The 22809-nt window shown below is 60.6% G+C and carries 18 protein-coding genes; 9 read left to right on the forward strand and 9 right to left on the reverse strand.

Going from position 1 to position 22809, the window contains the following annotated elements:
* Positions 1-149: 149 nt before the first annotated feature.
* Both NKI96_RS08840 and NKI96_RS08845 read right to left on the reverse strand, forming a co-directional pair.
* Positions 150-872: an MFS transporter gene (locus NKI96_RS08840; RefSeq protein WP_352803774.1), complete on the reverse strand. Its 723-nt coding sequence runs from the start codon at positions 870-872 to the stop codon at positions 150-152.
* Complete coding sequence (locus tag NKI96_RS08845) at positions 842-1351, reverse strand: MFS transporter (RefSeq protein ID WP_352803777.1); 510 nt, start codon at positions 1349-1351, stop codon at positions 842-844. Before NKI96_RS08845 ends, NKI96_RS08840 begins: the two co-directional genes overlap by 31 nt.
* 176 nt (positions 1352-1527) lie before the next feature.
* Here NKI96_RS08845 and NKI96_RS08850 point away from each other — a divergent pair, with 176 nt between their 5' ends.
* From NKI96_RS08850 to NKI96_RS08865, 4 genes are all read left to right on the forward strand, one after another.
* Positions 1528-2439, forward strand: coding sequence for a LysR family transcriptional regulator (locus NKI96_RS08850; RefSeq protein ID WP_023691455.1), 912 nt, complete (start codon positions 1528-1530; stop codon positions 2437-2439).
* 289 nt (positions 2440-2728) lie between these two features.
* Positions 2729-2932: a hypothetical protein gene (locus tag NKI96_RS08855; protein ID WP_023667962.1), complete on the forward strand. Its 204-nt coding sequence runs from the start codon at positions 2729-2731 to the stop codon at positions 2930-2932.
* A 221-nt stretch (positions 2933-3153) separates the two neighbouring features.
* Positions 3154-3411: a hypothetical protein gene (locus NKI96_RS08860; RefSeq protein ID WP_023681080.1), complete on the forward strand. Its 258-nt coding sequence runs from the start codon at positions 3154-3156 to the stop codon at positions 3409-3411.
* 316 nt (positions 3412-3727) lie between these two features.
* Positions 3728-4702 (forward strand): L,D-transpeptidase family protein, encoded by a 975-nt coding sequence (locus tag NKI96_RS08865; protein ID WP_023712243.1) that lies wholly within the window; start codon positions 3728-3730, stop codon positions 4700-4702.
* An 88-nt stretch (positions 4703-4790) separates the two neighbouring features.
* Here NKI96_RS08865 and NKI96_RS08870 read toward each other — a convergent pair whose 3' ends face one another.
* The 6 genes from NKI96_RS08870 to NKI96_RS08900 form a co-directional block, all read right to left on the reverse strand.
* Complete coding sequence (locus tag NKI96_RS08870) at positions 4791-6761, reverse strand: CHASE2 domain-containing protein (RefSeq protein ID WP_352518780.1); 1971 nt, start codon at positions 6759-6761, stop codon at positions 4791-4793.
* Between the two features lie 90 nt (positions 6762-6851).
* On the reverse strand, positions 6852-7676 hold the full coding sequence (locus NKI96_RS08875) for a FecR family protein (RefSeq protein WP_031197857.1): 825 nt from the start codon (positions 7674-7676) through the stop codon (positions 6852-6854).
* Positions 7673-8890, reverse strand: coding sequence for a tetratricopeptide repeat protein (locus NKI96_RS08880; protein ID WP_196814065.1), 1218 nt, complete (start codon positions 8888-8890; stop codon positions 7673-7675). The genes NKI96_RS08875 and NKI96_RS08880 overlap by 4 nt, the downstream gene beginning before the upstream one ends.
* 513 nt (positions 8891-9403) lie before the next feature.
* Positions 9404-10594, reverse strand: coding sequence for a CBS domain-containing protein (locus NKI96_RS32510; RefSeq protein WP_502900253.1), 1191 nt, complete (start codon positions 10592-10594; stop codon positions 9404-9406).
* A gap of 200 nt (positions 10595-10794) precedes the next feature.
* Positions 10795-10950 (reverse strand): hypothetical protein, encoded by a 156-nt coding sequence (locus NKI96_RS08895; protein WP_023681074.1) that lies wholly within the window; start codon positions 10948-10950, stop codon positions 10795-10797.
* Between the two features lie 144 nt (positions 10951-11094).
* The gene (locus tag NKI96_RS08900) at positions 11095-11811 is read right to left on the reverse strand and encodes a pentapeptide repeat-containing protein (protein WP_023691463.1); all 717 of its coding nucleotides are present in this window, start codon (positions 11809-11811) and stop codon (positions 11095-11097) included.
* 1335 nt (positions 11812-13146) lie between these two features.
* Here NKI96_RS08900 and NKI96_RS08905 point away from each other — a divergent pair.
* The 4 genes from NKI96_RS08905 to NKI96_RS08920 are packed head-to-tail and all read left to right on the forward strand — an operon-like array spanning position 13147 to position 18729.
* Positions 13147-14595, forward strand: a complete 1449-nt coding sequence (locus tag NKI96_RS08905; protein WP_023681072.1) for a TolC family protein — start codon at positions 13147-13149, stop codon at positions 14593-14595.
* Positions 14596-14632: 37 nt separating this feature from the next.
* A complete protein-coding gene (locus NKI96_RS08910; protein ID WP_023691465.1) occupies positions 14633-16765 on the forward strand; it encodes a type I secretion system permease/ATPase in 2133 nt (710 codons plus the stop codon).
* A gap of 43 nt (positions 16766-16808) precedes the next feature.
* Complete coding sequence (locus NKI96_RS08915; protein ID WP_023691466.1) at positions 16809-18098, forward strand: HlyD family type I secretion periplasmic adaptor subunit; 1290 nt, start codon at positions 16809-16811, stop codon at positions 18096-18098.
* Complete coding sequence (locus tag NKI96_RS08920) at positions 18088-18729, forward strand: ribbon-helix-helix domain-containing protein (RefSeq protein ID WP_023681069.1); 642 nt, start codon at positions 18088-18090, stop codon at positions 18727-18729. Before NKI96_RS08915 ends, NKI96_RS08920 begins: the two co-directional genes overlap by 11 nt.
* 85 nt (positions 18730-18814) lie before the next feature.
* Here the strand turns inward: NKI96_RS08920 and NKI96_RS08925 are convergent, their stop codons facing one another.
* Positions 18815-19756, reverse strand: coding sequence for a transglutaminase-like cysteine peptidase (locus NKI96_RS08925; protein ID WP_352803783.1), 942 nt, complete (start codon positions 19754-19756; stop codon positions 18815-18817).
* Positions 19757-20079: 323 nt separating this feature from the next.
* Here NKI96_RS08925 and NKI96_RS08930 point away from each other — a divergent pair.
* Positions 20080-22809, forward strand: a 2730-nt coding sequence (locus tag NKI96_RS08930; RefSeq protein ID WP_352803786.1) for a beta strand repeat-containing protein, incomplete at its 3' end; no start/stop codon positions are given.

The following is a 22809-nucleotide window of genomic DNA, read 5'->3' on the forward strand; positions in this document are numbered from 1 at the left end:
TCCTCCGGGGGCGCAAAGCATCGGCACCCGCACGGTGCGGCGGAACCCGCGTTTGATGTGACGCGCGTGACTTTCAAGACAGAGGAAACGAAGATCTACTTCAACCTATCACATCATTGCCAGATGGGCGGCACAGGATGGCTTGCTGTCTACGAGTTTCCGATGTTCCGGTTAAGCATGGGTGCGCGGCACACCGGCAGCAGCACCAGCAGGATAATGGCGGAATCGACCCAGAGGACCCTGTTCACGCCCATCGTGTCGACGATCTGACTGGTCGCTAGGGTACCCACGGAGATGGCAAGATTGAAAGTGAAGCAGTAGATGGCCGTCGCGGTCTCCGCGCTTTCTGATGCTGCACTCAGCACCCACGTCTGCAGCGTAATGGGCGCCGCGCCATACGCGAAGCCCCACACCAGCAGCAGGATGGTTCCTGTGAGCGGCGTGACCCCGAGCAACGGGAAAAGAGCCAGCGTGGCGCCGAGCCCAATGACGATGCAGGCCAATGTGCGACCGACGGATTTGGCGGCCCAGACGCCTGCGACGGCGTTGCCAATCATTCCGAGAATGCCATACCCCAACAGTAACCAACCTATGCTCCCTGCAGTGACGCCCGAGACCTCCAGCAACACCGGGCTCACGAAAGTGTAGGCACCGTAGTGGGCAGCCACCAGCAGTGCGGTCGCAACCACGCCCGACAGGAGGGCGGGATTGCGCAATTGCGCACGCAGGGCTTTCACCTCCACAGGCTGCGCCGCCTCCAGCTTCGGAAGCACAAGCAGGGCGGCGAGCAGTATGGCAAAGCTCAGGCCGGCGAGAGACCAGAACGCGCCGCGCCAGCCGACTAGATCACCGATGATCGTGCCGGCCGGCACGCCCAGCACCCAGCGGCACTTACACCGCCGAAGACAATAGTCATGGCGCGCGGCACGGACGGTCCAGGAACAAGGCGTACTGCGATGCTTCCGGCTATCGCCCAAAAGCCACCGATGGTGATCCCGACGAGCAGCCTGGACGCGAGCAGAACGGGAAAGTTCGTTGCGAGCGCTGAAATCACGCTCGCCGCAGCCATTACCGCGAGCAGGCCCGCCATCAGAATACGCCGGTCGAGCCTCCCCACTGCCAACGGCAAACCGATAGAAGCGAACGCCGCAATTACGCCGGGTATCGTCACCGTGAGACCGCCACTCCCAATAGAGACATTCAACTCGGAAGAAATTGCCGGAATCAGCCCCACAGGGAGTTGCTCCGCAGTGATCATCGAAAAGATACCCAGCGATACAGTGAGCACGGAGAGCCACATGCGAAAAGTGGCTCCCTCTTTCTCCCGAAGGGCTGCTTTGGTCAGAGACATGATCACCTCCAGCCCGCGAGAAGGCACTCGACGCCAACGTTTCGGGCAAACGTTAGAGAGACGGATCGGGCAATTGATCCCGGCCTGGTTTCAGATAATCTGTCCACTGCGGATTGATAATCGAGGGAGATATGGATGGTGAATTCACGAAACGTGAATGAAAGAGGTGATTGCAGTTGGACCGGCTGACCAGCATGACCGTGTTTGCCAACGTCGTCGGTGAAGGCAGCTTCGCTGGAGCGGCCAAGCGGATGCGACTATCGCCAGCGGCCGTGAGCAAGCATGTCCAAATGCTGGAAGAGTGGCTTGGCGCACGCCTTCTCAACCGGACGACCCGGCGCATCAGCCTGACAGAGCTCGGCGCCTCCGTCTACGAGCGCAGTCTGCGCATAATCGAGGATGTCGAGGAAGTTCGTACGAGCGCGGCCGAGAGCAAGACACGTCCGACCGGCTCACTGCGTGTCAGCGCGCCGATCTCCTTCGGCGCGATGCACCTTGGGAGAGTCGTTGCAGAATATCTCGCGGTCTACCCGGAGGTGTCGGTTGAGTTGGTGTTGGACGACCGTGTGGTTGACATCGTGGAAGAGGGCCTGGATGTCGCGGTACGCATCGCTCCACTCACGGTTTCCAATCTGGTTGCTCGCCGAATCGCGCCGTCACGCGAGGTGGTCTGCGCTTCGCGCGATTATCTGGACAGACGCGGGCGTCCCACAAAGCCGTCGGATCTCCACGACCATGATTGTCTGGACTACGCGTTGCGCGCCAGCCGCGGAAAATGGCGGTTCGACGGACCAAAGGGGGAAGTGGCGGTAAAAATCACTGCACGGATGACGGCAACGAACGGGCAGCTCCTGCGCGATGCGGCGCTGGGTGGAGCAGGCATAGTACTTTGCCCCACTTTCCTTGTTGGAGAAGCCATTCGTTCGGGCCAGCTGGAGACAGTGATGCCCCAGTTCAAGCCGGTAAGCCGGTCGATCTACGCGATGTACCCGTCAAGAAGGCATCTTTCCGCCAAAGTTCAAAGCTTCGTAACGCTTCTCGCCGCCCACTTTGGTGAGAACCCGCCTTGGGACAACTTTGGACCATGACGACTGGAATGTTGAGCCCAGAGGCCGCGCGCACTTGCACGGCCTTACTGTGCATGGGACCAGCACCCAGGGCCAAGGGGCGGTGCATATCGAGCCGTCCAGCACCTTTTCGAGACTGAAGCATCCGCTATTTGCCGACGGTCAGTCGCTGAGGCTCAATCCACCGCCCATCCTAAGCGCCGCCACAGCGCGAGTTGTAGCATCTGCGGTGTCTCTGGTTCTCTGCGGCCACCGGCGGAACGGGTTGTAAGCAGGCGCGTTCCTCCAGCGTCAAGCTTGGAGAACATACATGGATGACGAGCTGCGCCTGAAGTTACAAGAGCTGAGCCAAAGCATGCAAACGCGAGCGGCCGAACTTTCGACGCTCGGCGGCAGCGCAGACATAAGTACGGTGATGTCGGGGATCGCCGTCGCTCTGGAGGCGCTACTGGTGATTGCCGAAGAGATGAAAACGCCACGTTCCGGCCCTTCGGTCCTGCCCGACGCTACATGAACATCTCCGATCGTTTGGGAGAGGCTCCAGAGCGAGAGCGCCTACCGCTCACCAGCAAATCGCTCGCCGAGGAACTGGCTTTAATCCACATTCCGGGTTGGAGAGTGGAGAGCGCAATCTACTCAGTGGAGTACTCCAGGTGGGGTGAGCGTCGGCAGAAATGGATTTTGCACTCGACGATGCCTTTTGGGTAATCGAGGACGGCCTTAGGACGGAGGACCATGATGGCTTGGATGGCCGCAATTTGCCCTATCACAGATGAGCAGGCACTCGTTAATTCGGAGACAGTTGGCGACATCCGGGAGTTTCGCTGTCCGAGTTGCGGCGACTTCAAAATCACGAACTCGGCCACCGCGATGTTCAAAGGCCTGTCGGCAGAACAGAAGTTGGAGCGCTTCGAATACGCTAGGGCAATCGCGGGCGACAACGCGATCACAGTGACGACGGAACATGGATCTGTCGATACCGAAGATCAATAGAATACCCGCCCGACGAGCCGGGTTCCCAGCGCATCTCCTCATTGCTGCCCTGAGACCATTTGACTGCCGGTCCAGGTAATTGGGCAGTTTTGAAGGTAGAAGCTCACGTCAAGATGGCCAGACCATTTTTACACTGCCGATCTGCGCGGCCAGCAACGCCTCTCGTGAGGGGCAAGGCATGGGCATCGAACGTCGCGGACCGGTCGGCGGCGTAAGGCTGGTTGCCTATGATCCTCCTACCGGCGAATGGAACCAGATCTGCCACAGCGCGTCATAGAGACAGATCAGGTGCGATTTAACGTAAGGAGTGACATCGATGATCAGGCTCCTTCTCCTCCTCGCCATTGCACTCGCCTTCGCATGCGGCGGGACGGAGGCGGCCAAGCTGGATCTAGCCGCGGTAAATCAGGCGCAATTCTCCGCCGGCGGTCCGAAAGGGCTCGATCCTGCCGTGCTGAAGGCGCAAATTTTTTTGGATCGTGCGCGCTTCTCACCGGGGCTCATCGACGGCCGCCTTGGAGAGAACTTCGCCAAGGCGGTCAAGGCCTTCCAGGCGTCGAACGGACTGGCGCCAGATGGCAAGCTCACCCAGGCGACTTGGGACAAGCTGATGGCAACCTCCACCAGCCCAGCTCTGGTCACCTATGAACTGACCCGCAAAGATGTACGCGGCCCCTTCACCAAACGCATTCCGGGGCGCATGGAGAGGATGGCTCGCCTGAGAAGGCTTGGCTATCACGACTCGATCGAGAAGCTGGCGGAGCGCTTCCATGTGAGCGAACCATTGCTCAGGAGGCTAAACCCAGGCACCGGATTCAGGAAAGCTGGAACCACGCTGCTGGTACCAGATGTTGGCCGGGGTGAACCTCCCGCCACCATTGCCGGCGTGGAAGTCGACAAAGGCGCTCATCAGGTGCGCGTGCTCGACCCCTCCAATAAAGCGCTTGCCGTCTACCCTGCCTCGATCGGGAGCGACGAGAAGCCGGCACCAAGTGGGCAGGCAGAGATCCAAAGGGTGGTGCACAACCCGACCTATCACTACGATCCCGATTTTGCATTCAAGGGAGTCAAAACCAAGCGGCCCTTCACCATTGCTGCCGGCCCTAACAATCCCGTGGGATCAATCTGGATCGACCTCTCCATCGAAAGCTACGGCATTCACGGCACGCCCGAACCCGGCAAGATCGGGAAGACCTTCTCTCACGGCTGCATCAGGCTCACGAACTGGGATGCCGAGGACCTCGCCTCGATGGTCCAAAAACATATGAAGGTGACTTTCAAGGACGAGTGACGCAAGCCGTCGCATCCCTCGATGGTCGCCGAAACAAGATGTCCGTCTGTGCCCGTGACAATTGCATCTTGCGATCCGCTGGATCCGATCAGCGGATGCTCCGGGTTCGGGGTGTCAGGTCAAGCGGCGCCATTTGCACGGATGGCGGCGAACCAACCACCATGGCGGGGGCGCCAGATTTCTCACCACGTTGGCTCTCTACTTCGCGGCTCATACCTTGTTGAGCAGCTTGCATCTCCGGAACGGTGAAAACCGGCACCTCGCCCTTGAAACCCTGGAGCTCAAAGGCGCCCGCCTGGACGACCGGCATCGATGCTGCTGCCGCAAAGCCGGGTCCAAGCACCAGGGGGATGCCCAGCTTCTTGGTCGTCGATTCGAGCCGTGCCGCGCGGTTCACGGGGGAGCCGATCGCGGTGTAATCGAAGCGCCGTTCGGAGCCGAAATTGCCTACCGAGCAGATGCCGGTCTCGATGGCGACGCCGATTTCGATGGAGCGATGGCCATCCGCGGTGAAGGCGGCGTCTTCGCGCCTCACCCGCTCGATAAGGGCCAGGCCCGCGTCGAGCGCACGCTCACGATGATCGGGTTGATCTAGCGGTGCGTTCCAGAAGGCCAGCACCGCATCGCCCATGAACTTGTCGATGGTGCCGTCGCGCTTGAGGATCTCATCGGTCGCAATGCCGAGGAAATGGTTGACCACCTTGGCGATCTCTTGGGTGTCGAGCTGTTCGCTCATGGTCGTGAAGCCACGTATGTCGCTGATCAAAATTGTGATCTCGCGCTTCTCGCCGGACAGGATTGCCTCGGTGTCCGAGCTTGCGAGGCGCTGCACCACGGAGGGCGACAGATATTGGGAGAACTGTCGCGTCAGGGTGGACCGGCGCTGCTCGCTGCGCCTGTAGAGGACATAGCCTTCGAAGCCCGCAACCATGATGGTTGCAAGCGCCGGCTGCAGCGGGTCATAGAGTGCACCCTGCAGGCTGTACTCGAGAGCGCCGAACACGAACGGCGTGAGGGCCAGCAGCGCCAGGGAGATGGCGCCAAGCACGACACGCCCGGCGAGCACTCCAGAAAGCCCGATGAAAACGACGGCACTGAGGAGAAACCAGAGCCGCTCGAGCATACGCGCGTGCGCTGGCTCTGCCAGGAAGCGCCCGGCAAGCATCTGGCCGATCGCATCGGCGTGGATCTCCGCTCCTGGTCGCGCTGGACTCGTCGGCGTGGGCAGGTACTGCGTCAGGCCCACAGCCGACAGGTCGACAATGGCGATGGCGTCCCGCAGCCGCGGATCGCCATGGCCCGAAAGGATAGTGCTGGCAGACAGGCGAGGCGTGTCGGTGGCGGTTTCCCAGAGGCGGATGCTCCCCTCCGGCTCGAGCGGCACAATGGCGCCTGCCATCCTGAGTGCGTCGAACCCGGCTGCATTCATCCGGGCTGTGTAACCGTCCTGTCCAGCGTAAAGGCGCAGGAGCTCGAGTGCGAAAGACGGCCACAGCTGCGCGCGTTGAGGGGTGTTGCGAAGCCAGAGCAGCGGCACATGGCGCAGTACGCCGTCGGGATCGGGCAAGGTGCGAATCACGCCTAGGCCTGCGGCGGCGTTCGAGAATTCGGCAAGCGACCCGGTAAGACCGGTGAAGCCGGGAAGTGTATCGGGTACTTGCCCGACGATCGACCAGCCGGCTTTGGGTTCTGCTTCTGAAACCGTCGCTTCATTGCCCAGGCTGACGGCAAGCGCCGTTCGATTTTTGGACAGCGCCGCTGCCAGGCGCTTGTCTCCGGCGATGCCCTCAGGCGAGGTGTCAGCCTCGGGGAGTACCAGCGCAAGCCCGACCACCGCCGCGCCGGATTGCGTGATGCCATCGACCAGATCGGCCAGGAGGCCACGGTTCCAGGGCCATCGCCCATGTGCCTTGAGGCTGTCGTCGTCTATCGAGACGATCACGACAGGATTGCTCGTCGCCTGGCGTGGGGCGAGAAACTGATAAAAGTCGTACGTCCGCTCACGCAGGCGCGACAACGGCCCGTCAAAAGCCAAATGGCAAGCGAGCAGCAGGAGCACGACCACAAGGCCGGATATTTTGCGCCTGCCGGCTTGCCGCCAATCAGCCCAGCGCCTACCAACCGAGTGGCTCATCTCGTGCAGCCAGGCCTAATCGCAGTTGTAGTAGTAGCAGCAACCCTCACCCTCACACTCGCCCCGCCGCCCCCCGCTGCCCGCAGGTGGCGTTGGGCTGTCAGGGAATTCCATGACCACTCCTGGCAGTGCGCCGTCCCTGGACCCGCAGACTTTGAGCGAGGAGCCTAGAGCCGACGCACAAATTGCGCTTACGTCCAACCCAGGACCCGGTGCGCCCGGCAGGCCGGTTCCCGCTATCCGGTCGATACTGTCCAAGATCGGGAAGGCGTCGATGCCGCCGTAGCCGGCCAGAAGCTTGCCATCGTCCGACGTGCAGGCGTAGCCCGGGTTCGTGATGACCAGCCGTTTGCCATTGATCGTGCAGGTCATACGGCCGGCGCGCAATATGCCGACGGTCTGGCCGGCTGCCACCAGCACTTCGATGATGCCGCCTCTCGCTCCGAGCACCATGTGTGGCGTCGCAACCTGCATGACGCCCCCTTTCGAAACCTGGCCGCCATAAAAACGGGCCAGGCCGCTGTTCATCCCGATGTCGATCTTTCCCGACCCGGAGCCCGGATTGTAGACGAACTCATCGATCGTCAGGCTGGTGTTTGGACCAATCTTGGCGCTCGATTCATCCCGGAACACCAGCATTCCGAGACCGGTGGGATTGCTGCGCAACTGGTCGCCGAGTTCGACGCCGGCGCCAACGTTCATCGTCCCGCCGTTATTGCGGACGATGATGGTCTGATAGGCCGTCATCGACCCGACCGTCTCAGCAGCGGATGGTGCCGCGAAGGCGAGGCAGGCGATAAAAATGACGATCAGATGATACCTCATCGCGGCCTCTTTCAATTGAGCGTCAACGTATAGCTCATGAGCATTTCGAACGATTTTCGGTCGCGGTTGGCGAGGGCGAAGTTGGTTTTGCGGTAGGCGAGATCGACGCTGATCTTCTGCGCTTCCGTCAGCTGAAAATCGCTTTCCGAGGCAATGCGCCAGAAGTCGCTCTTGATATTTGTGCCGATGCCGACGGACAGATCGGGAGTGTCGCTGTGGCCGGCCGATAAGGCGATCTGGTGCGACCATGCGAAAAGATCCGGTACGTTCATCAACAGTCCGCCATAGCGGACCTCGCCCGTATAGCTGCGGCTGATTTCGCCCGATCCGGAAGCGAAGTCATTCGAGCCGACAAAGCGCAAGCCGAGCGCCTGGCCATTGCGGAAGCGGTAGCTGCCGCCTGCCTCATAGAAGACCCTGCTATCCGCGAAAATGCCTTGCGAGGCGCTTAGATCGATGTAGCCGCCACCGGCGAAGAGCGTCGTCTCGACCGTCGGGCGAACGACGAAACGTCCACTGAGGCCGATACCGGTTTCGTAAATGTCGCTGTCGAAACGATCCGTAACGGTGAACGCGGAAAGCAGCAGGCGCAGCGAATCGATCCCGCTGTTGGGCAGTCCCTTGTCCCAGGTAATCGCTGCGTTGCCATGGATAAAAGTCTTCTCGCCACCCGGAACCGACAGGTCTTCCGTGAAAAGACGCTCAGTCGCGGTCAACGACCCCGAAAGAACGAGCGCGTCGGCACTTGGCGTGCCGAGGTCCCACCGCACAAAACCTTCCGCCTGCCCGTAAGGCGAGACGAAGCTGTCGTCGTCCTGCGCCCCGCCTGGCTCAAAATCGGTGAATGCGCTGAATACGCCGCCGGTCAGGGCGAGTTCCCAGGTGACGCCACGCAACGCGCGCTCGATGCGGGCGAGCAGGCGTACAGCTTCCTGTTGCTCACTTGCGGTCAGACCTCCGACTTCGATGCCGTACTGCACCTGCCGCCGGGCCAATTCATAGGACCCGACATGATAATACAAACGGCTGGCCGCAAGCCGGGCGCGCGCATCGCGCGGGTATTGGATCAGATACTGCTCGATCGAGGAGATCGCCTGATCGTATTGCCCAGCGTTGACCGCAACCGTGACGAATTGGGCGAGCGTTCCATTGTCGGCCGGACTGGCGATGCGGGCCGCAAACGCATCGTCATAGGCCCCAAAAAGACCTTGTGCGCCGGCCGGCAACACGCCGGCACAAAGCAGCGCTGCGGCGACGCCGAAGATCGTTCGAAACGAAGATTGCATGCCGAGAACCCACCCCAAACCCGACTAGTGCGAGGGATTTAGCACGACTGCAAGAAAAAGGCGACTGAACGGTCGCCTGACTTATGCGAGTCTCAGCAGCTGTTGCAGCTGCGCAACGAGATATCCGGTTTATTCCTTTTTCGGCTCCGCTGATTGTCAAAAACTCTTCTCAACATTGCTGCACGTGATTGAAGTATTTGGCCCAAGGCTTAACAAAATCAAATCATCAGCGTGGATCGCACAGCCGACAAGATTAATATTGGGTGGGCGATCCTGCGTATCTGGTCACCAGGCTTCAAGGTCACCCACGGCTTTTCCAAAGGCCTTCCGTCGCGTTTCGCAAGGGGCCGGAGAGCTGCCGGAAGGTGCTTCTCACGACGCGTGTGCGATTCGGCCCGGGTCTTGCAATTTCTTTGAACGCGAGGTCAGCTCATTGCCTCAACGCCCAGGGACGCGTCACCGCACGCAGCTTGCTACAGCACGAGCATGGTGGCCAGCCCCAGCATCAGGCCCATGCCTACAATATCGGTCACGGTGGTGAGGAAGATCGCCGAGGCGACCGCCGGATCGGCGCCTACCCGGCGCAGGCCCAACGGGATCAGCACGCCGGAGATGCCGGACATGAGGCACGCTCCGGACATGGCAAGCAGGATCACAAGTGCCAGCATCGGCGCCTGCGCCGCCGACTCCGGTTGCCTCGAGGCATAGAACCACATCGCCGCAGCCGCAACAACGCCGACGAGCGCGCCGTTGGCGGCCGCGAGCGCGCCCTCTCTCATCACCAAGTTTGTCCACATCCCCCAGGGCAAGGCCACGCAGCGTCATAGCCAGTGCCTGGCAGCCGGTGTTTCCGCTCTGCCCGGCCAAGACTGGGAGAAACGCCGCCAGAGCGACGATCTTCTCGATCGTGCCTGTGAACGAACTGACCACGAATGCGGCCATGAAGGCCGTCAGGAGATTCAACTGCAGCCACGGATGACGCTTCAGGAAGGCTGAAAACAGCGGCGTAAAAGAGCGCTCCTCCTTCTGGAGGCCTACCATCTGTCCAGACTGGGCGGAAATCTCGATGATTTGCTGCTCGAACAATCGCCAGCCGCGAACCTGCCCGAGCAGCCGGTTCTCCGCATCCACCACCGGATAGACAGGATAGTGACGCCGTACCGCCGCCTTGCATGCGTTACTCAAAGAGAGACCGACATAAAGAGCGAACGGCCTGGGCAGCATGATGTGATCGACAATCGCGTCGGGTTCGCTCAGCATCAGATCGCGCAGGACCGCCAGGCCAACCAGTTTATTGCCCTTGTCCGTGACGTAGAGATAAGTGAGCTCGGTCGGCACCTGGGCGCCTCTGACAGCTTCCACCGCGGCAGCAACCGTCGTCCCGACAGGAACGCTGGCGGGGATCGGGTCCATCACCTCGATGAGCGACTCGGGGATCGCGAAACCCATGTCACCATCATGAGAGCTGATGGGCCGCATATGCTGTGGCAAATGCTCGGCCACCTTACGGGCGTGCCCGTCAGGCAACAGCTTTAGTGTGTCGCGGATGAACTCGGGAGACTCTCTAGCGAGCAATTCAGCTGCGTCATCAGGTGCTCGAGCACGCAGCGTGCGCACCAACTTCTGAACGCCGGTCTCTTCGTTCATATGATATGGCCCCCCAATTGAAAGTGAAAAAGTTGTGAAGTATCGGATCGCACCGGGGCGGAAATACGACAGTTCTTCCGGCCCAGCAGTCCGCCTTGTGGTTCTCGCAAGCGCCGCCTGCACGCTCCTAGCTTGAGAAGGCAAAGCAGACGTCTACATTTTGGGCGTGCCCTCGTCAGGTCAGCATGCGAGTGTCCGCGCTATTTCCCTCGCTTTTCAACCTTTAGATTTGGGAGGTCGGGTCGCTTGGATACCACACCGGCCTCCTTCAAGGCGGTGTATCCAACCTTTTTGAGGAGCTTCTCTGTTTTGGCGCGCTCCTTGTCCAGAGCGGTATCACCTTTGACCTTGGGCATCCGTCCTCCATTTAGTCGTTGTCGTTCGCCGGTAAATGAGATTGCCGGAAATGTCCCGCAGTGTCGTGCTTTGACCCGCGGCCGAGGACTGAATTGAGGCGCTTTGCCGCCCGGCAGCCTTTGGGCGGGAAGCGGACGGGCGGGCTATTCCTGCTGGAATTGACAGGGCCAATTTTCTGGCCTCGTCATGCCAGAAGGCAACTCGGTCCGGGCGTCCCCGCAAGCCATGTTGAGCTGCCACTGGGACAGACCCGCCGAATTGGATAGATCGAGGCCCTCGATACGGGTCAGAAAGAAAAAAGCGCCCTCAAAGTCTATCGGTGCGGTGAACTTCGCTCCTCGGAAGTCCGCCCGCGCGAGATTGGCAAACGAAAAGTGGCTGCCGCTGATATCGGCGTCATGGAACTGCGCACGCCCCAATTCCGCCTTTGTGAAATCAACATTGACCAGATTGGCGTCCTGGAAATTCGAGCGCTGCACTTCCGCGCCCGTAAACACGGCGCCCTGCGCGTCCATATGGCTGAAGTCGGTCCTGTACGCCTCGATTTTGTCGAACCGGGCGCCTTTGGCGGTAGAGCCGGCCAGGGAAGCGCGCACAAGCGTTGCCTTCTCAAAATTTGCCGCAAGGAGATTGCTGTTCCTGAGGTCGGTCGAAGTGAAATCAACACCGAACAGGTTTGCCCCGCTCAGGTCCTGTCCTTCTAGGATGAGAAGCTTTTTGTCACACTCCTGCCAATTGACGCCAGGCGTCGCGGCTGCGTAGCAATCTTGAGCGGCGGTGGCGTTTTGCCAAGCCAATACTGTGCAAACCGCCAGAACCAAGCCGGATCCGCCGTAAGCTCTGGTTCGTCTCAAAGTCATTGTTGCTGGACCCCTCTGCTACTCGTCGACAATCAGCCTTACCACATCTGCTGACACTCGAGCCACGGTAACGACCGCCGTCACAGTTGCGCATCAACGTTCCGCCGATAGCCAGCAGCAGCTTGCGAAATTATCGAGAGGTGGGGAAAGGCTTTGACGGTAGAGTGCTTTTTCGCGGATGCGCGTGAGCGCCTCAAGTGCACGAACGAGGAGCGTGAGCAGCGCCTGGAGGAGCGTCTGACGCTCGCGAAGGAAATGACGGGGAGCGTAGATCCGTGGATTTCATAGAAACCTGGATATCCCCCGGCCAGAGACACCATCCAAAGTTCGGTGGTGACCCTCCCAGCGCCGGCGGGGCGGACAGCGACAGCTGAAGCGTGAGGCCGTGACAACCATAGTGACTGTCAACGAGCGCCTTCCCGTGGTTTGAGCCATCGGTCGTGTGAACCCATCCTGTTGCACGTCGTAGCCGCCGATTGCCGCACGAATCGCTGGAAGTCTTTCGAAGCTGAAATTCTTGGGTTACGTGTGACAGGTGGCATCCCAGAAGGTGAATAGACGAACGGACTGACGACTATGTCGATCCAAAGGCACATACTTTCGGGAAAGCGCTCAATTCACAAAACAAAGAGTTCGGCGTAAGCCGTGAGTTATTGGTGGACCCGGAGGGCGAACGGAAATTGTTGATTTTGCTGAATTTTTGGTGGGCCAAAATCTGAAAGGTCCCGTATCATCCCGTATGCTCCCGCGACCCCCAAACTGCCGACCATAGCTGACCTCGTTTTGCAAACGTTGGGAGACAGGGTCCAGAACGGCGGAAATGGGGGCGGTTGCAGATCGGCAGCTGCGGCAACAGCGCGCGACCAGCCGACGGTCTAGCGCCTCGAGTATGTTTTATTCGCCGGCTCCGGGATTTATGCCCACGCTTCAGGTCGAAGAAAGGCCGGGGTGTCCGTTCCAGGCTCTTGGCAAACGGGCTAAGATTATCCTGCCGATTGTAGCCGCCAACCAAGATGTTGTCGGTCACCTCGCTGAAAAAGTACACCCAGAAATAGTCAAGCCATCAGGAGAAAATAGGTCATAAGGGGGCCTTGCGGTCCTCCTTCCCGGAGCGGTTTCGCTTGCCTGTTCAAACTCGGAAGGCTGTTACCCAAAAACCGCAGTGGGTATTTTATGTGCCATTTTTGCGACATTCTATAGAATTTTGCTTGAATTTAGCGTTTTAGCGGTCACTAAATCAATAAGTGCTCCCATATTTTGCAAATTTGTGAACAATCACGGTTGAGTTGTAACGCCTGGCAATAATGGCGCATGGGAACGTTGGGGTGGGGTGAAATGAATACGACATCTATGTCGGCGATAGGCAAGCGCCTCGGCCTGCTGACGACGGTCGCCATATTGAGTTGTGGGAATGCTCACGCGCTCACTCTCCAGGAGGCGATGGCGGTTGCGGTGGAGTCCAACCCCGAAATTGGCCAGGCGATCGAAAACCGCGAAGCAATCGAATTCGAGCTGCGCCAAGCGAAGGGACTTTATCTTCCCAGCGTCGATGTCGAGGCGTCGGCGGGGGTTCGTCGTCTCGACAATTCCTCCCGGCGTTCGCTGTCCATAGAGGATGACGCGCTCTATCCGGCGGAAGCCGACGTCGTTGTCACGCAGACGCTTTATGACAGCGGCGCAAGGCGGGCGGAACTGAACCGCCAGGCGTCGCGGGTCGACGGCGCATCGTTCCGGGTGCTGGAACGGTCTGAATTCATTGGACTGTCTGTCGTCCAGGACTATCTCGAATACATGCTGCAGGCTTCGATCGTTTCGGAAGCGAAGAAGAATCTGGGCTTTCACCAGGCAATCCTCGGCGACATCCGGCAAGGTATTGCAGGCGGCGCGTTGAACGAGGCTGATCGCCAGCAGGCCGAGGAGCGGCTGTTCGCTGCCAAGGCACGTATGCAGGAGGCGACCGAAGAACTGGAGGCTTCCAAGATACGGTTCTTCAAGACGGTCGGTAAGCCGCTGACCAACGCGTCAAGGCCAGGCGATGTCTCGAGCGCGCTGCCAAGGTCGCTCGACGACGCGCTAGGGCTGGCGCGACAGAACAATCCGCGCGTCCACATGGCCAACAGCGATATCGACGCCGCCGCCTCCCTGGTGGATGCGGCGCGGGCGAAATTCGGGCCCTCCGTCATCGCCGAAGGCCGCGCCCGCGGCGGCTATGACATCGACGGCGACGATGGCGACGCTAGCGACCTGCAGGCGCGGCTGGTGCTGCGCTGGAACCTCTATCGCGGCGGCATCGACAAAGCCAACGAGCAAGAGCAGGTCCGCCGCACCAGCGAGCAGCGCCTTGTGCTGCACCAGGTTCTGCGCGAGATCGAGGAAGCCGTCCGTACGTCATGGGATCGCCGCTTCCGGCAGGCCGATCTGGCAAAGACATTGAAGCTTCAGGCTGCCGCCAACGAAAGGCTGGTGGCGTCCTATCGCGAGCAGTTCAAGGTCGGACAGCGCTCGCTGCTCGACGTGCTCGACGCGCAGAACACGCGGTTCAACACAGCTACGCTTGCCGACACCGCATCCTACGCGTCGCTTTTCGCGCAGTACCGGCTGCTGGCGGCAACCGGGCAGTTGCTGAAGACCATGAATCTTCAGCCGGCAAAACAGGCCACCGCCTATGCCAAGGCCGAGTTCAATGCGCCTGAAACGGCCGACACCGAAACGTATGCGCGCACGCCGTCGGAGCAGACGAACGATCTGCCTTTCGACATCCTCGCACCGGTAAGAAAGAAGTAGGAAGGTCAAGGACGAACGATAGTCCTGCGGGCTGATCGTGAACCCACAACCCAAAATCCTCTCCCCAAAAGAGGCGTTCAAGGCCTGCTTCTCCGCTGTTGCCGGGTACCTCGGCAGGCCGAGTTCCGAGACCGTGCTGTTTGCCGGCGTGCCGCTGTCAGACACCCGCATCGATATCGACGCCATCCGGCATCTTGCCGAACGCATCGGTCTTGAAATCACGGAATTCAGCCATCGCGACTTTCTTCGCGGACGCATCGACCTTCCCGCCATTCTGTTTCGCGTCAGCCAGTTGCCGGTTGCGCTGCTTGCCCAGACCGAGGACGGTGGATTTACGACCGCTCCCCAGGAAGACGGGCGCACCACAATTAGCAAATCCGAGTTTTCCGGAAGTTATATTAGTGGCGGCGTTTCCTTCTCGATAACCTATGCCAACGCAGTAGAGGCGATGAGCGTCGGTTCGGCGGCCAAGATCGAGCGGCGACATTGGCTGACCGGCACGATGGGGCCGTTCTGGCGCACCTATTCGAAGGTCATCCTGTCGGCGGTATTCATCAATCTGCTGGCTCTTGCCTCACCGATCTTCACCATGAACGTCTACGACAGGATCTTGCCGAACAAGGCCATATCGACGCTCTGGGTGCTGTCGATCGGGATCGGCGCGGTCATTCTGTTCGACCTGCTCTTGAAGACCGCCAGAGCGTCACTGATCGACTATGCCGGGCGCAAGGCCGATCTTCGCATCTCCTATATGCTTTTCGAGAAGGTGCTGAATTCGTCCTTGTCCGCAAGGCCCGGCTCAACCGGCGAATATGCAAATCGGGTGACCCAGTACGAGTTCGTGCGCGAGTTTTTCACGTCGAACACCATCAGCGTCTTCATCGACACAGCCTTCGTCTTCGTCTTTCTTCTTGTCATCTATGCGATAGGCGGTTGGCTGGTCGTCATACCGGCCATTGCCTTTGTCGCCTCGGTGATCGTCGGGCTGATCACGCAACGGCGCATCGGCAAACGCGTTGCCGCTTCCATGAACGAGGCTTCGCAGCGCCAGGCCCTGCTGGTGGAATCCATCTCCACGCTGGAAACGATCAAATCGCTGCGCGCAGAGGCTTACCTTCTGCGAAAATGGGCGGAGCATTCCAAGAACGCATCCAACACGTCCGAGAAGATCAAACAGCTTTCGGCTGCCGCCGGCAACATAACCCAAGCCATCCAGCAGATGGTCACCGTCGCTTTGATCGTGGCCGGCGCCTATGCCTTTTCGGAAGGGCATGTCTCGACCGGCGCCATCATCGGCACCGTCATGCTGGCGGGCCGGGCGGTGGCCCCGCTTGGGCAGATTGCGATCACCTTGTCCAGACTTCGCCAGGCGATGCTGTCCCTGCGAATGGTGAATTCGATCATGGCGCAGCCTGAGGATCGGCCGGACACGGTTGGTTTCGTCAACCGCCCCATTCGCAACGGTGCAATGGCATTCAGGAATGTCGGCTTTGTCTACCCGGGTTCCGAAAACGAAGTGCTGACCGGCCTGAATTTCTCGGTGAAGCCCGGTGAGCGGATCGGCATCATCGGCCGCATAGGCTCGGGAAAGACGACCATGGGGCGGCTGATCGGCAGGCTTTTCCTGCCGACCTCCGGCGAGCTGCTGCTGGACGGGATCGACATCCGCCAATACCACCCATCTGAGGTTCGCGCCGCGGTCGGGATCGTCGCGCAAGCCAACGATCTATTTTCCGGCACCATCAAGGAAAATCTCCTGATGGCGTGCCCGGAGGCGACCGATGAGCAGATCGTCGAGGCGGCCAAGGCTGCAGGCGTCGACGACTTCGTCTCCCGCCATCCGCGAGGCTACGACATGAATGTCGGCGAGCGCGGCACCAATCTCTCGGGCGGTCAGAGGCAGACAATGGCAATTGCCCGCCTGTTGCTGACCAAACCGAAAATCGTGTTCCTGGACGAGCCGTCCGGCTCGATGGATCTGGCTTCCGAGCGCCAGCTGATCAAGCAGCTCAAAGTGGCTTTCGATCGCAACACGACCCTGATCGTATCGACGCACCGCTTCAGCATGCTCGAGCTGGCCGACCGCCTGATCGTCATCGAGCAGGGCAAGATCGTTGCCGATGGACCGAAAGACCAAGTGATACAAGCGCTGCAGAAAACAAGCGCCTGACGAACAGAATTATGCGTGAACACAGCACGTTGGGACGTGGTAAATGCTAGCCAGGGAAGACCGTCCGCCGCTTTTTGCGTCGGCTTCGATATTCATTATCGGGGCGCTTTTTGCGAGTTCGGTAGCCTGGGCATCCTTCGCCGAGGTCGATGAAATCGCACGCGGCGACGGCAAGATCATACCGGCGTCGAAGACCCAGATCATCCAGGCCAGCGAGCCGGGCGTGGTTCAGGAAATCGCCGTGACGATCGGTCAGGTCGTCAAGAAGAATGACCTCATCATTCGTCTCGACAACACCTTCAACACTTCCAGCCTTGGCGAGCAGCAGGCCAAGGCGCGGGCGCTGCAGACGCGCATTGCACGGCTCCAATTCGAACAGACCGGCAGCCTCGAGGGCGCGTTTCCCTGTCCGCCCGAGATCCAGAAGGTGGCGCCGGAAATCTGCGACAACGAGCAGAAGCTGCTAATCGCGCGGCGCGACAACTTCGAAGTCAAACTGTCGGTTCTAAAGTCGCGGCTCGATCAGCGTGAGAAGGAACTCGACGAAGCCAACGCCAATGCCGATCGCCTCACCAAGAACCTGGCCGTCAGCGACCAGGAGGCGAAGCTGGTCGAAGCGATGGTCAAGAAAGGCCTGATGGCGCGAACCGAGCAGCTCCGCGTCGAGCGCGAGCAGACCGAGCTCAATGGTCAGCTGACGCTTGCCGGAGAGACCATCAAGAAAGCCAGGTCTGCCATCACGGAAGCCAAGCTTCAGGTCGACGAACTTGGCCTGCAGCTGCAACAGGAAGCGCTCAGCGATCTGACGCAGGCGCTGGCCGATCTCTCGGTGGTGGACGAGACGATACGCGGTGCCACCGACAAGGTGGCGCGTACCGATATCCGTTCGCCTGTCGATGGTATCGTCAACACGCTTGACATCAATACGGTCGGCGCCTTCGTCCAGCCCGGCGCGGTCGTCGCGGGTATCGTGCCGACGTCCGAGACCCTGCTGGTCGAAGCCCGGGTCTCACCGCGGGACGTCGCCTTCATCCGGCCGGGCCAGGATGCCCTGATCAAGGTGACCGCCTATGACTTCTCGATCTTCGGCGGCATCGAAGGCAAGGTGTCGAACATCACTGCCGACAGCCTTGTCGACCAGAAGACCGGCGAACCGTACTATCAGGTGCGTGTCGCCACCGACAAATCGACCCTGACACGCGACGGCAAGACCTATTCGATCATCCCCGGCATGATCTGTTCGGTCGACATCAAGACCGGACGCAAAACGATTCTCACCTACCTTATGAAGCCGATCAACAAGGCGCGAGAGGAGGCAATGAGTGAGCGATAGCGCGGTCTCCCTTCCTGCCGATCGCGACCGGCTGCTGCCACCGCTGGCGGCAGAGGATTTCGGACTGGAGTTCCGGGTTGTGGCGCGTGGCGGCATGCGCCGCGGCATTCGTCTGGAACGGGCGTTCTGGACATCGCTGAAGCAGATGGCGGAAAGCCGCAAATGCACGATCGGCACACTGATCGAGGAAATTGCAGAGAGCCACGCCAACGCCGGAAACCTGACATCGGCAATTCGCGTAGCCTGCATGCGTGGATTGGCCGACCAAAACCTCACCTTGCAGAGGCTCGCGTCGATCAAGACCATCAGCGCCATTCTCGTCGCCTGTCCCTCGCCGGCCTTTGCCCTGGCATCGTCGAAGAAGATCCTGACCTTCAATGCGCCGTTCCAGCAACTGGTGCGGCGGCAATTGCCGGTGGCGCCGAACGAGGACGCGCGCCAGGATCTCAAGCTGGCGCTGGACCTCAATGTCGCCGACATATTCGCCAGGCTCGACGCCAATGGCGAGACGCCGGTCGCGACCGGTTTCGTCATAGGCGCCGGCGACCGCCGCTACCGCGGTCAACTGAGCGCGGTGCGGGCGCCGGTGGTCGAGCCGGAACTGCTGATGGCGTTCGTCTTCGGCGGCTAGAGCAATTCCGGGAAAAGTGTGAGCGGTTTCCGTGGAAAATTGCGTCAAACAAGAGATAGAGCGCTCAAGACTCTCTGATGGGAGCTTACGGCTGCACACCTTCACCAGGCGCGACCGTCGAAAGGCCGCCCTTGATATCGGCTATTTGAGCAGAACCGGTCTTCGAGCCATGGATCCACGCGCGATCCGTGCTGAACGAATAGAGCGGTACGTAGGTCGGCAGGTCTGTGTCGCGCGAAACGACGTTGCTCAGGCTGTCGAGAATGAAGACGCCGCTGCCGGTGCTGACCGATAGCACGGCATGAAAGAAACCGCGCTTGCGATCCTGCAAGACGACCAGCGACATGCTCTGCGCCGGGATGCCTGCATGCAGCAGCGCGGCCATCTTGAGGATGGCGAAATCCTCGCAGTCCCCTGCCCGCCGCTCAAGGATTTCCGCGGGCTTGGCCCAGTAGTCGAGCCTGCCGTAAACCGCGCTATCCTTCTTGTAGGCGATGGCGCGATTTATACTTGAGTTGACGAAGGACAACTTATCGATGAAGCGCTTGTTCCCGGCTGCCTTGACGATCTCGGCAAAGGCGCTGTTCTTGCGTTCGCACGCGCTGCTCGCGGTACAGTCGACAATTGCCTTGTAGACCGGCGCCCAGCGCGCCGAAACCGGGAAATTGCGCATCGACAGGGCAACAGAACCGAACACGCCGGGAATGATCGCCGCCGTCTGGATCGGGTCGATCCCGGCGGCGGGCGGCGCGATCGAAGAACCACGCTTTTCATCAACGGCAACAGGACCATAGCTGCTGAAAATCATGCCGATCCAGTAGGCTGAAACCGGCTGCCATGGCGGCCGAGCCAGCGAAACGCCGCCGAGACTGGAAGGGGTTTCGACCGCCGCCAGAACTCCAGCGGCAGCGCCGGCATTCACGGTAATTGCTTTCGCGGATGATGGCTGCGGCAGGCTTGTGATCGCCATTGCCAGCAGGATGAGCCTGAGCCCGGTTATTCCCAGGGCAGATTTTTCTTTTTTCATAACGCCCACCTCTTGACTGTGGACGGTATCAATCTTGTCTCAAATTACTGGAAAGGAAGGTGGATAAGCTTCCTTCAATCGGGAACACCCATTTTGTGTAAAGTTTTATTCAAATTTATACTTCTGTTTACCAATCCAGCTCAGCCGGCGGATATCAAACGAAGCGCGGCGCGGCCAATGTATATCAGATTATATCTTCCGGGTTTACCACACGTAAAAAATGCCGAGACTTGCATATCGGGATATATGAAATTGATTGCGGGACAGTTGCAAAGCAGAAGTCGTCACTGTCTCTATCCGGGAAATGCCGGAGGGGTTTGGCGATGACGACGAGTAACGATTTGGATACCGTCTCGAATTCTTGGGACGAGCACTCTTCACATGAACATGGCGGCTCGCCATCGCAGGCAGGCATCCAGGTAGCGCAGGCCGCTCAGGCGGCGCCTGCCGAGCCGGTGCCGGTCGATGTCGGCAGTGGCGCACCCGTTCAGCCGGCAGCACCCGCGGAGGCGAAAGCGCCGGCGGCAGCCGCGCCGCATGAATACGTGGCCGACGCCAGCAACATCGTGAAACTTCCGGCGGACGTCTCCATCGACAACATCAAGGTCGACGGCCACAATCTGTTGCTGGAACAGGCCGACGGTTCAGTCATCCTCATCAAGGATGGCGCGCTCAACGTGCCGACCTTCATCATCGGTGATGTCGAAGTTCCGCGCGTGGCCTTGCTGGCCGCTCTTGAAGCGAGCCACGTCGATGTCGCCTTCGGTGCCGATGGTTCGATCTCGGCCGGCCCCGGAGGCTCGAACCCAAGCGCAGGCGCAGACTTCTCGGTTCCCCCAGGCGGCATCGGCGACGGCTTCGATCTTTCCGCATTGTTGCCGCCGACAGACCTGGCGTTCGGCCAGCCGGATCATCGCGAGCTGTTCCCAAGCCTGCGGCCGGATTCCACACCGTCGATCATCGACCTGACGCCTTCCGTCGAGGGCGGCGACACCATCGTCAATGAAAAGGGCCTGCCGGAAAGCCCTGGGCCGGAAGGTTCGGGCGAAGCGTCGGCGCCAGGCGTTGACGGCGACATCTCCGAACACAACACCGGCACCTTCACCATCGCCTCTCCCGACGGTGTCGGCTCGCTGACCATCGCCGGCCAGGTGATTTCGGGCGCGGCTCTTGCCAACAGCGCATCGACGCCGATCGACATCATCACGCCGCTCGGCAACACGCTGACCGTCAACGGCTACGACGCCAGCACAGGCCAGGTGAGCTACAGCTACACGCTCGTCCATAGCGCGACTCACCCCGACGCGGGGACAGATTCCATCTTCGACGACATGACGGTGACGGTTACCGACACCGACGGAGACGTGTCCCTTCCGGGCACGCTGTCCGTTCAGATCGTCGACGACGTGCCGACGGCGCATGATGAGGCCTCGCAGTCGATTGCGGAAGGTGCCCCGGCGCTGACGGGCACGCTGGACTTCGTCGCCGGCGCCGACGGCGCGACGGTGACGCATATCAACGGCACGGCGCTGATCTTCGATGCCGGCACGGGTTATTCGCAGTTGATCGACATCGGCGCGGGCACCATCCAGGTGAAGGCGGACGGGTCCTACTCGTTCACGCCGGACGCTTCGGTGGATAACAGTTCCGGTCCGGTAGCTGTTAACGCGACCTACACTGTGACGGACGGCGATCTCGACACGTCGACGGCCAACATCGCCTTCACAATCACGGACGGCGCGGCCCCGGTTGCCGGCGCTCCGATCACGCTGGCGCTTGACGACCAGAACCTGAGTGACGGCTCGACGCCGGCCGGCGCTGACTTCGCCTCGAACTCGATCACCTTCACGCCGGGCTCGGATGCGATGGCCTCGATCGCCTTTGGCACCGACCTGAGCGGGTTGAACACCGCCAACTTGACCTGGACCCGGGTGTCGGACACCCAGGTCGTCGGCAATGACGGCGCCGTGACTGTGGTGACGCTGGATCTGGCGGTTGCCAACAATGTGGCAACGGTGACGGCGACGCTGAACAACAATTACGATGCCCATCCTAGCATTAACGCCGACGACCTAGTCGATCTGGGCCATCTCGGCGTGGTTGCCACCGACACCGACGGCACCCAGGCGACAGGCACGGTCAACGTGACGGTGTCCGATGACGTGCCGACCGCGGTTGCCGACATCGACAGCATCGGGGCCGGCCTGTTCGGCCCGGCCACCGGCAATGTGCTGGTTGGCGGAACCGATGCCCTCGACGGCAACACGACCGACGGGGTTGCCGATACCAAGGGCGCCGACGGCGCTGCCGTGGTCGGCGTCGTCGCCGGCGACACCAATGCCGCCCTCGACAATACCGCAACACTCGGCGTGCAGATCCAGGGTCTCTACGGCAAGCTGACGCTGGCCGCCGACGGCACCTACACCTATACCCGCGATGCCGGCTCCGCCGGTGGCCATGACGACGTCTTCACCTACACCATCAAGGACGGCGACGGCGACACCTCGCACACCACGCTGACCATCTCGATCGGCAACTCGCCGCCGGTGATCACCGACCTGACGCCGGCCGCCAACGGCGGCGACGTCACCGTCAATGAGGATGACCTCCTGGCCAGCCGCGGCGTTGGCGAATCGGCCGGCTCCGACACCTCGAAGGAAAGCACCACCCAGGGCGGCACCTTCACCATCTCCTCGCCCGACGGCATCGCCTCGCTGACCATCGACGGCCATGCCTTCATCACCAACGGCGTGTTCACCGCCAGCTCCTTCACCACCGCGCTCGGCAATACGCTGAACGTGACCGGCTACAATCCCGCAACCGGCACCGTCAGCTATACCTACACGCTGCTCGACAACGAGGCCCATGCTACCGGCGCCTCCACCAACAGCCTGTTCGAGAACCTTGCCGTCTCGCTCACCGACCAGGACGGCCAGAACGCCACAGGCACGCTGTCCGTCAACATCGTCGATGACGTGCCGACCGCGGTTGCCGACATCGACAGCATCGGGGCCGGCCTGTTCGGCCCGGCCACCGGCAATGTGCTGGTTGGC

The sequence above is a fragment of the Mesorhizobium sp. M0292 genome, assembly GCF_040321695.1.
Taxonomy (GTDB): Bacteria; Pseudomonadota; Alphaproteobacteria; order Rhizobiales; family Rhizobiaceae; genus Mesorhizobium.